8 protein-coding genes are annotated in these 11579 nt (G+C 45.0%); 1 reads left to right on the plus strand and 7 read right to left on the minus strand.

The features are described 5' to 3' along the window. Positions 1–58: 58 nt before the first annotated feature. The 6 genes from NV381_RS19405 to NV381_RS19430 all read right to left on the minus strand — a co-directional run bounded on the left by NV381_RS19405 (position 59) and on the right by NV381_RS19430 (position 8935). Positions 59–754: a response regulator transcription factor gene (locus tag NV381_RS19405; protein WP_258214930.1), complete on the minus strand. Its 696-nt coding sequence runs from the start codon at positions 752–754 to the stop codon at positions 59–61. A 199-nt stretch (positions 755–953) separates the two neighbouring features. Continuing rightward, positions 954–3071 carry an ATP-binding protein gene (locus NV381_RS19410; RefSeq protein ID WP_258214931.1) on the minus strand — a complete coding sequence of 706 codons (2118 nt, stop codon included), beginning with the start codon at positions 3069–3071 and terminating at the stop codon, positions 954–956. Between the two features lie 5 nt (positions 3072–3076). Next, positions 3077–4009, minus strand: a complete 933-nt coding sequence (locus NV381_RS19415) for an N-acetylmuramoyl-L-alanine amidase family protein (protein WP_258214932.1) — start codon at positions 4007–4009, stop codon at positions 3077–3079. A gap of 147 nt (positions 4010–4156) precedes the next feature. Next, positions 4157–5785, minus strand: coding sequence for a putative bifunctional diguanylate cyclase/phosphodiesterase (locus tag NV381_RS19420; RefSeq protein WP_258214933.1), 1629 nt, complete (start codon positions 5783–5785; stop codon positions 4157–4159). 262 nt (positions 5786–6047) lie between these two features. Further along, positions 6048–7961 (minus strand): DUF2334 domain-containing protein, encoded by a 1914-nt coding sequence (locus NV381_RS19425; RefSeq protein ID WP_258214934.1) that lies wholly within the window; start codon positions 7959–7961, stop codon positions 6048–6050. Positions 7962–8149: 188 nt separating this feature from the next. Continuing rightward, positions 8150–8935, minus strand: coding sequence for a methyltransferase domain-containing protein (locus NV381_RS19430; RefSeq protein WP_258214935.1), 786 nt, complete (start codon positions 8933–8935; stop codon positions 8150–8152). 586 nt (positions 8936–9521) lie between these two features. Here NV381_RS19430 and NV381_RS19435 point away from each other — a divergent pair. Next, positions 9522–11096 carry a PAS domain S-box protein gene (locus NV381_RS19435; RefSeq protein WP_258214936.1) on the plus strand — a complete coding sequence of 525 codons (1575 nt, stop codon included), beginning with the start codon at positions 9522–9524 and terminating at the stop codon, positions 11094–11096. An 80-nt stretch (positions 11097–11176) separates the two neighbouring features. Here NV381_RS19435 and NV381_RS19440 read toward each other — a convergent pair whose 3' ends face one another. Beyond that, positions 11177–11554, minus strand: coding sequence for a hypothetical protein (locus NV381_RS19440; protein ID WP_258214937.1), 378 nt, complete (start codon positions 11552–11554; stop codon positions 11177–11179). Positions 11555–11579 lie beyond the last annotated feature (25 nt).

Genomic DNA, 11579 nt, shown 5'->3' on the forward strand with positions numbered 1-11579 from the left:
AACAGAGACACAAGTCGCTTTACAGCTAACGATTACTTTGACCTGGATGCTTCCTTATCTAGGAAAGGATAAATTTATAACCAACGCCGTGCACATTAATAATATACTGGGGATTTGAAGGGTCAGGCTCTATCTTTTTGCGCAAATTGCTGACATGGACAATAATAGTGCGGGTATCATTAAAGCTCTCCTGCCCCCAAATCTCACGGAAAAGCTCTTCATGACTAAACGTTTGACCCGGCCGCCCAGCCAAAAACTTCAATAAATCGAATTCTTTTTTGGACAATACGATCTCGATTTCATTTACTTTGACTGTTCTGCTCAGCAGATCAATATATAAGGCTCCAAACTCCAGTTTAGTTGGATGTGATGTTGGGTTATTAGAAAAATATGGCCTGCGCAAATTCGCTTGAACACGGGCAATTAATTCATTCGGGCTAAATGGCTTCGTTATATAATCATCGCCGCCCAGAGTAAGACCCGTTATCTTATCCTGCTCTTCTTTCTTGCAGCTCAAAAATAGAACAGGAACAGAAGTCTCCTGGCGAATTTCCTTGCATACTTCAAATCCATCTTTTCCGGGGAGCAGAACATCCAGAATAATTAGGTCAGGCTGCACAGTCCGAACCAGCTGAAGCGCCTCATCGCCACGATCCGCCAAGGCAACAGTAAACTTGTGCTTTTCCAAATATAATCGGATGACATCGCGGATTTCCGGATCATCCTCTACAACCAAAATAGTTTGTCCAGCCAATTTATATAGCACCACCATTACTTATTAATGAGAAAATCTTCCATTCAAAGCCCTTTTGGCGAGTATCCATTTATGTCTTAGCGGCAGCTTTTCTTACAATATCAGAATAGTTCAGCTCCACAACTGTGGTTAGAATAATTATCATAGATCTTATTAATTCGAGCTATTAGTTCAAGAATAGACAAATGACAGCAACTGGTCAAGAAGTTTGTACAGGAATTGTAAAGCAAATTTCGGTTCCGGCATTTAATACCGAGCGTCCCACCCAAATTTTCCCGCCATGGGATTCAATAATTTCCTTAGATATGGACAATCCCAGTCCTTTCCCCCCTGACACCGAATTGCGTGATCTGTTGCTAGTGTAGAAACGGTCAAAAATAAACGGCATATCATTCTCCGTAATTCCAGCTCCTGTATCCGAAATACGGCATAACATCTCCTTATCGCCATCATCGATCATCTCCACCTGGATCTCCCCGCCTGCCTGTGTGAATTTAATCGAATTATAAATAAGATTGGAGAAGACCTGATGGAGCCGTTCGACATCTACTTGAACTGTGGAGAAATTCCCGCTTTCTGCCGCATTGCCACTAATTATTAATTGGTAGCTGATACCAGCATTTCTAGCATCCAGCTCATACCGGGAGAATAGCGAATGAATTAAAGTCTCGGTAGTTAAGTAAAGCTTTTGAAAAGCAACCTGCCTAGCCTCTAATTGAGACAACTGAAATAAGTCCTCAATCAGCCTGCCCATGCCGAGCACTTTTCCATGAATCAGCTGAATATACTGCTTACGCTGCTCCTCCGTATCCACTATACCGTCGAGTATAGCCTCTACGTAGCACTGAATCGTCGTAAGCGGCGTTCCCAGGTCATGTGAAATATTGCTTAAAAGATGGCTTCGCGATATTTCCAAACGGGACATCTCACTGTTTCTAACCATAAGCTCATCGTTAACCAGCTCCAGGTCAGCTGTACGCTCTTTAATTTTGACACTCAAGCTGCTGTTCATCTGAGCCAATACCGCCGACATTTTCTCCTCATTGGAAAAAGCGCGTGAAAGCTTCATCGACAGCACGCCCGACTGGCAAATAATAAAAAATAATAAGCCAAAACCGGATGCACGCCCTGTTGTACTTAGCCATTCGTTGGCGTAAATCATATCATTTATGATGGATACCGCAAATACGAAGCTGGCCACTAAAATAATGGAGCAGCCTGGCCTCTGTAGATACCATGCCCGCATTAGTACATAAAGCTCAAATACAATCGCGAATCCTAAAACTACGTGGAAGCTAAGTAAAAATCGTGAATAAACAATCGTAGGGCTTACAACTGTCAGCACCGTGTAACAGATTGAGATGAGAATAAAACATCGTTGAATTTTCCTGCTGCTTTCATTCGGAAACAATTCACCGATGAATAGAACGAAAAAGGCTAGTGCCAAATATGCGCTAATATATTCAAGCTTCAATTCGAGCTCCCATGGAAACGCCGGAAATACCTTTAGAAGCACAATTTCCCCTATTACAATGGTTCTGAGCGCAATCAATATACAAAATAATCCAAAATATAAGGTAGAGCGATCATTTGATCGAATGGAAAATAGACCTAGATGATAAAGCCCCATGATCATCAAGCTGCCGAACAGCAGCATATCAAAGCCTACGCTAATTTCTTTTTGAGGAACGATTTGATCGAAAAGGCCCAATTCAAACGGCTGGCGCAGCCCTCCCTTCATATGATGGAAATTAGATACCTGAAGCAAAATTTCAATCTCTGAGCTATTCGAGTGGAAGCCTATTGTCTTGGTTGAATACATGGCGAAGGAATCCTCGTAGGAAGTTCCAACCTTACCCGCTTCTGCCAAAAGTTCTCCATTGATCCATAAACGATACGCTGACGTGATAAAGGGAACGCTCATTGCATAGGTGCGGCCGCTCGTTGGGAGCATCACCTTTAATCGGTAAGTCACATAGCCTGATCCCGAATAGGATTTAGAATTGATAGGCTGTCTATTCCACGAACCAGGAACAACAGCCATCTCGGGTGCTTGAATAGTAGTCTTGGCGGCAAAGCTTTCTGGCGTATACAGCTGTGCCCAATAAAACTCCCATTCCCCATTGAGTCTCAAGCTTCCCTTTTCTTTAAAATTCCAATCCGCCAAATTCATAACGCCCTGAGAGGCCTTGGGGGAATTTCCCTTGAGCCATTCCTCTGGTTTACCCTGAATCTCAGGCAGTGTAAGCACTGCCACTATCATTAAGAGGAAGAAGAGGAGTATCCAACCACTAAGCTTACTCTTAATCCATAACACTCGAGCTAATCCTCCTTTTGAACCATGTATAGTTCGATCCCTACGGCGATAGATTCCGCCAACTGCAACTGATAATCCGGATCGGACATGTCTTCATCCTCCGAAGGATTTGTCATGAAGCCCATTTCAACTAGCACAACGGGTACCGTTGACCAGTTGAATCCTGTTAAATCTTTTCGCGGCTGCAACCCTCTTGATGAAGCGTTCGTACCAGCCTTCAAAGCTCCTAATATCGATTCAGCAGCAAGCAGGCTATCCGCCTGAATGCTTCGGGTTACACTAACCGATTTGTCAGGATAAAGCACAGAATAACCCTTAGCTTTGGTCGAGTCATTACCGTCGGCATGAATCCTTACAGCCAACCGTGCATGAGCAGCATTGGCCATCTCGGCCCGTTCCACGTTGCTGAGATTCACTTCATGATCCTCGCGGGTCATTAATACCTCGAATCCCCGTTTGATAAGAGCTTCCTTCAGCAGCAAAGCCACCTCCAGGTTCAACACATATTCCGGTTTCCCCGTAGAAACGCCTGTTGTTCCTCCTGTAACCCTCGCCTTCGTTGCACTGGAATTCGGGGAGATGGGCTCCTGCCTGGAATCCCCCTTGCGCTGGTGGCCGGGATCCAAGTATATCAAGCCGCGAGAGACTGCTGCTTCATTCGCCGTATTCGCCGGATTCCCCGAATCCTTCTCTGATACAGGCGCTGTTGCTTCCGGGATCGTCTCCGACTCCTGTGATTTTTCCAGATTGAGATTCGCAGGAACAGAAGGAGTAGAAGCTTGAATACTTGACGGCATAATAGAAGCTGCAATAGGTACCTCGCGACCTCTACTTGAATCCTCCTTCACTGAATTGGGCTGATGGGCATAAGTGAGCGCAAAAAAGGCTACTGCGGCGGCGACAATTGCAGTGATACCACTTGCATGCAGTTTTTTCAAAGTATGCATCCCTCCTGGATGTTATATTGTGGAATTCGTTACATGCAGAATAAGCCCGCAGATCGGGTGTCTCTGCGGGCTCTTGGGTGTGTGTTGCGATCTGCTGTAGTTCGTTAGTGGTAATTCTGCGGTTCGTCTGTGCTCCCTTTATACTTTAACCAATAAAGGCTTCAGTTCCAATGGATCCATAGGCTTGCTGAACAAGTATCCTTGTCCCTCCGTACATTGCTGCTCCCTTAAAAACTGCAGCTGCTCCTCATTCTCCACCCCTTCTGCAATGACACTGAATCTTAAATTCCGTGCCATCGAGATGATCATGGAAATGATTTCTGCATCGTCGCGGTCATGCATCACATGAGCGACGAAGGATTTATCAATCTTTAATGAATCAATGGGAAACTTTTTTAAGTAGCTTAATGAAGAGTACCCTGTGCCGAAATCATCAATGGATATTTTAATGCCCAAGCTTTTTAAATCGTGAAGCTTGGTGATGACTAATCCTTCGTTAAACATGGCTACACTCTCGGTTATCTCAAGGTCCAAATATTGGGCTGGCATGCCGGTATCATCCAAAATACGCGCTATAACATCCACCAAATTTTGCTGTTGAAACTGACGAGCAGACAAATTAACAGCAACCCTCATTGGTGAGAGCCCTGCATCCAGCCATTCTTTATTTTGCAAGCAGGCTTTCCGGAGAATCCATTCCCCTATCGGTACGATCATTCCATTTTCTTCGGCAAGCGGCACAAATTCTGCTGGCGATACGTTGCCAAGCTCGGGATGGGACCAACGCAGCAGCGCTTCCATGCCTGTAATTTTGCCTGAATCCAGATCGACCTGAGGCTGATAATGAACCGACAGCTCCTGCCGCTCCAACGCTTTGCGAAGACCTTTCTCCAGCTCCACCTGCTTGGTCATCCGCTCGTTCATATCCGATGTGTAGAACCTGTAATGATTCCGCCCCTGCTCCTTGGCCAAATACATAGCCGTGTCGGCATGCTTCACCAACGTCTCCACATCGGTACCGTCAACGGGAAACATACTAATTCCCATACTCGGTGTAACATAAAACTCATTGCCTTCAAGTACAAACGGCTTCGAAAGCTCGTCAATTAGCAGCTGCGCAGTCAGCATAGTCTCTTCTCTATCTGAATCTGGCAGCAGCAATACGAATTCATCGCCTTCTATCCGTGAAACGATATCATTCGAACGGATATGCTGCAATAGCCTTCTTGCTACAGCCCGCAGCAGATCGTCCCCTTTGGTATGGCCGAACATATCATTGATGATTTTAAAGCGGTCCAAGTCAAGAAACAAGACAGCCGCCGTTGGTTTCTCATGTCTACTGGATTGATCCAGAGCATTGCTGCAAAGCTCTTTAAACAGTAGTCGATTGGGTAAGCCTGTCAGAAAGTCATGGTGAGAATAAAAATCGATCTGTTTACTTTTGCTCATCAGCTCATCTTGGTATTGATGCATCTGCTGGCGGATAAAATCGATATGTTCAGCGACCGCATCCAGTTCGTCAATGGGCCTGCCCAGCTTTTCACCTTGCAGCCTCTTATTCAGTCCACGGATAGGCCGTACTAAATATTCAGCCATACAGTAGCCGATAATCAAGGCTGGAGGTACTATCGCAATAGATAGCAGATAAGGGGAAAATCCCGCATCCAAGGCTAGTGCTGCAAGCCTGTGAAGCAGGATATCGTTCATAGCAATCAGCAGCAGAACAGCCGATGTAAACAAAGCAATAATTTTATTTCTAAACGACATTGCAAAATGCCTCCTATGTTGTAGCTTTTCCCTTTGTCCGGCATCTTCAACGCCTTATTCATTTTCGACATCATGTACTAGAAATCACGCAAGTTCGTCACGCTTGGAATAATTCGCCACAGCTTGAGTAAATCCTTCTTTTTACCTAGACAAATCGCTCCTCTCCCCCGTACAAGAAGAAAAAGACCCTGCTGCTGCACAAGGAGAGGGCAGCCAGGATCCTTTTTGTATGGTAAGAGAAGTTTCAAGTGAGCCATGAGGCCTACTTGCTTTCAAACGACAGCGCAGTATCCACAAAACCGTCTTGCAGTTTAACAAGGGCCAAATCCGTTTTTCCATTCCCGTCCAAATCAACCGTAATTAGTTTCGAGCCCGGGCTTCCCCAAGGGCCGAATACAGATAGCAGCTGATACTCGTCTGTTCCCTTTAAGAGGTATACGGTAAATCGTTTGAGCTCGGAATTCCAACGCAATATGTCCTCTTTCCCGTCTCCGTTGAAGTCTCCGAAACGAATTTCCCCATCCTCATTAGGAATATTCAACTCAACCTTCTTGAGCTTCCATGACATAGCAGCTTGATCCAAGCTAAGCTCAAGTCCATTGACCGCACCCGATCTTGCATAAAACAGCGACTTGGTCCCATCTTCTTGCGTACGGAGCTGCATCTCGTTTTTCAATTCATTTTTAAATTTGTAGGGCTTGAGCGGCTTGATTCCCCCGTCCTTGTTCACATAATACCCGAATAAATTCAATCGATCCGATGATAATCCAGCGATAACTTTATCTCCGCCACCCATTGGAATCACATATAGATTAGCGTAGCTGCGGGGTGCTATCTTCCATTCTTTCTGGAGCTTAAATTGACCGTTCTCCGAGTCGTACCGCTGCAGCAGTCCGGTTGGATCCATGATCCATAAGCCATTCCTCTTCCCCTCTGCAGCAGCTTTGTCTTCCAATGCTGCCGCAGCTCCGTTCCTGTAAGGTACATTTGCCCACACGGAAGATGCTGCCTGAGCGTCATTGCGCATACCTTTGAATGAGCCGGGTATCACCGTAATGTTTCCGTTCTTGGAATCCCAATTCACTATATCGCTCTGTCCGTCTCCAGTAACATCCCCAAGAAGCAGTTTATCCTGCAGACTTCCCGGATTGATCTGAATGCTTTGCGATGGGGTGAAAGGAACATAATCCTGAATGGAGTAGAATTTATAACCTTTTGCCTTTAATCCCAATACAAGCTTTTGCAGCAAGCTTTTATCCTGTGCGGGATACCGGAATTCCGGTAAACCGTCTCGTACTACCGGCTCGCCCTCATCATTGGTTACCGGTACCAGATACTTAAAATCAAGAAAAGGATGATAGAAAAAAGAGCTGATATTATTAGACTTGCCCACACGGTCGATAATCAATTTCTCATCTTTGTTATAAGGAATATAATCAAAAGGTGTTGGGATATAAGCAGCCCCTAGCGTTGGAGCGCCGTAACCTCTGTTACGCTCATTTACATATTGGGCGACCGGTGTATTGCGGTCCGTTTGCACATCTGCCTGATAATGAAGTCCAAAGTAGTTACGGAACAGCTGATCTTGCTCCGGTGTGGATCGGTAGTGCGGCGCCTCCCAGAACTGCGGCTTCAGTCCTGCATTCTTAAAGATGGCCAGTCCTGCCTTCAAGCGCGGCTCAGCGAAAGAAGCCGTCAGCGTCTCATCAGAGCCTGGCACATTAAACTCATTGCCAATACCTGATTCTTGATGCCCGTCATCTCTTCGTACATTCCCGACCTGATGGGTGTATCCATGCATCCCAAGAGTAGCTCCGGCTCCAACAGCCTGCTTCAGAACCTTCTGGTATGCTTCTACATACGTATTTCCAGTTTGATCTAGTGAGACATCGTACCGAGCTCCATCTGCCGAAACATCCACCCAGCGAGGGATGACTGCCAGATGGTAATTAACGTGCTGCTCACGCAAATATTCCAGTACCGCCCGCAGCTTACCAAGCTGTTCCATAGATCCATACTGCCCGCCCGGACCGATATCCTCGAGCCGCATAAGCACAAAGCGAGGATTGCTCGACTCGCCTTCAACTGTGATAATATGGTAAGCAGTGAACAATACGCATACAACTAATGCAGATAAAACGAATTTCAGCCATTTCAATTTAATTAAGTATGTCACAGTATGCCGGCTCCCTTCTGGCTGTCTAAAAGCGATAAATTTAAAGCGTTTACATTTTAGTTAAACTACGATGATTGTACCAAATTTTCTTTGCTCCGAACATCACTTTTTTAAAATAAAATAAAGGAACAAAGTGCTGTCAGTCACTTTATTCCTTTATTGTTTATTGCTGGAACGATTGCCCTGTATCAGATCATTCTTCCCGCTCCGAGCACAGCGGAAAACCTTAGCCTGCGGTAATCAGCAATCCAATGTTGTCCATTGTATAGCTCCCTTTCCAGCAGCTTGCTGCAGCGTGCGTAGGCCTCACGCTTCGGCTCTTCCGCAAGCCCTGCAAAAAACATCCCTGCAAAGGCGTCAAGCCAATGCTCAAGCCCACCCTCACCGTCATCGAGCTCCGTTGGTCGATCGTACAGCTCCATCCAGCGCACCTCAAACCCTTGCGCTTCCAGCAAGCCGCTGTATTCGCTCACACTAGGGAAATACCAGGGATTGCGCTCTTCAGCATCTATCCCGTAATCCCCTAATACTTTGGCTATCGCCTCATAGATACGTCCCACGTTTCGTTTGCCTCCGAATTCAGCAACGAATCTTCCCCCTTCGTGAAGCGCCAGCCGAACCGATTCAATTACACGCTCCGGCTGCTTCATCCAGTGCAGCGCTGCATTGGAGAACACCGCATCGACCGGCTTATCCAATCGAAATTCATGTCCATCCATAACTTCAAAGGATATCGACGGATACTTATGTCTGGCTTTTCCTACCATATCTGCCGATTCGTCTATGCCTATACAGCTAGCTCCAAGCTGTGCAATAACATGAGTCAGATCACCTGTACCGCAGCCCAAATCTATGATACGCTCATTCGGCTGTGGATTAAGCAGCTCTACAACTCCTTTACCCAAACGTGATACGTATCCGATCTTACTATCATACAATCCGGCATTCCATCCCTGATTTACAGGTTTCTCCATAAAATTCAGCTCCTTTAAATCCTATTATGGTCGTTGATCATTAATTCCGGAAATATATAATAACAATCACTTTAATAGTTTATACCTATAATTAAACGTGAGCAGGTCCATTTTCATATATAATTATTAACGAAACAATTAAAAGATTTCATTTACTTATGAATTCTTCTGACGATATAATGAATTCATTGTGTTCTAAATATTCTTTCGGATCTTCCGCATGAGCTTGGCCGCCTCGATTATGCACACCAACAGCATATTACTTAATATTGCTTCCACATTGTGGTCTACGGTCTACGGTTTAAATACGCCGGCTTCACCTCTACCTTCCATATCTGTCATGACTGGCGCGCTTGCCATTTGTACCACACGCATATCAGGAGTCTTTTCGGAAACGTTTGTGTAGGCTAACGGTCATCAACCGTTATACTTCGGGCCCCCATAATTACATCTATCGTTCCCCTTGCCGCGTTGATTTAATTGCATTTTTTTGATCACACTGCTTGGTTTATATGTGCGGCTTTGTTATGAATTAGATCCGATTGTTATCTTTAATTGATGTAGGCAGGCAGGTGATCAGAACTAAATGCAGAAAATTCCAGTCACAAGAGACGGCAAAAAAGGATCCGATATCTTAATCATTCATTCGGATGATGTAGTTAAAATCGAGTCAGTGAAAGAAAAGGAACTTGTCATTCACACTGCGAATAACAAATACTACTGGGCTGCAACATTGGAAGCTTTCGAGGAGTGGATGTATGAGGAAGGCTTTCGCTTAATCGACCAAATGAACGTAGTTAATATGAATCATGTTTCGGAATATGATCTCAAGAAAGGGATCGTATCCTTGCGCCCCGAACATGAGACACAATCCAAAACAGCCTCAGCCGCATGGATTCACAAGGATCATATTATTAATGTGATGAACATGCTTGAAGAGTTGAAGAAGCTGGATAAAAGCACCGACCCTGATGAATTTCAGGATGATATTTTAGAATCGATATTAGCTCAGGAGGAAGATAGCCGTTTTGCTCGTTCTTACGCTATGATTCAAGCCATCTTCGAAAAGAAAAAGGCAGAAAAGCAATTGGAACAAAGCGAGCAGCGATATAAATCTTTGTTCCGCCATAATCCGGATCCTATCTGCTCCTTCGACCGCAATGGGTTCTGCACCAGCGCTAATCCGGCCTTGTTCTCCATGACAGGGTATACGGAGGAGGAGCTTCTTCATAAATCGATCCACCATTTAATTGTTCCGGATCAATTGGAGCGTTGGCATGATTACTTTGCAGATACACTCCAAGGGCAGACCCGTCATTATGAAGTGACCTTCTTACACAAAAATGGAAGCTACGTGGAATTAAGTATTTTAAATGTTCCTATAGTTGTGAACGGTCAATTTAATGGCGTTTATATGATCGGCAAAGATATCAGCGAGCGCAAGCGAGCCGAAGAAATGTTAATCCGTTCGGAGAAATTGTCAATTGTCGGTCAATTAGCGGCAGGAGTAGCCCACGAAATACGTAATCCTTTAACCTCTTTAAAAGGCTTTGTTCAATTGATGCAAAATAAAGTAAACGGTTATGACTCCTATTTCGAAATTATGAAAGATGAGTTGGAGCGGATTAATTTTATTGTCAGTGAATTTCTTGTCATTGCGAAGCCGCAATCCGTCCGTTATGAAGCGAAGGATGCGATGCAAATCTTGCAAAATACCATCGTACTTTTGAGCTCACAGGCAATGATTCACAAAGTAAAGCTTGTTACTGAAGAAGCGCAAGACAACTTAGCCAAAATTAATTGCGATGAAAATCAAATTAAACAGGTGTTCATCAACATATTGAACAATTCTATGGATGCGATGCCCGATGGCGGCAATATCCGCATGGAGCTCCTTAATTATGATCACCAGCATATTATGATACGTTTCACAGATGAAGGATGCGGTATACCCGAAGAGCGCATTCCTCGTTTAGGTGAGCCTTTTTATACAACTAAAGAAAAGGGCACGGGGCTGGGTCTGATGGTCACATTTAAAATCATCGAAAGCCATGGGGGCCGTATGCGAATTCATAGCAAGGTCAACGAGGGAACAACCGTTGAAATTATATTGCCCACAGCGCCCGGCCACTCAGCTCAACCGAAGCTGCAGGGAAATTGAATGCAAGCATTTCACAATAAAAACACCTCTGACCACTTCATTTTATGTGATCGAGAGGTGTTTTTTTGAATAGGTGAGGTTTAGTAACCAGGATATCCATAAGGCGAATATGGATACTGAGATGGGTACTCATCTTGGTACGGATAAGGATATGGGTATGGATACGGGTATGGATATGGCGCATAGTACGGTTGTGTCAAAAATGGAGTCACAGCAATTAGAGGCAGGAGTGAGTTATTGAACCCTCCATGGAATCCTCCCCCTCCACCATGAAAGCCTCCGCCATGGAATCCTCCTCCTTGATGGCCTCCTCCTCCACCATGAAAGCCTCCTCCTTGATGACCTCCTCCGTGAAAAGGCGGCCGTACCAGATGCTGCTCAGGTCTGTTAGCTGGCACCTGCACAGCTGTCACGGTCACTTGCTTTTGTTTTTCCCGTTGTTTCGGTTGGTTAGACATATCTGTTCTCCCTTTTCATGTTGAG

Origin of the sequence: Paenibacillus radicis (ex Xue et al. 2023) (assembly GCF_024722015.1) — a bacterium.
GTDB lineage: Bacteria > Bacillota > Bacilli > Paenibacillales > NBRC-103111 > Paenibacillus_S.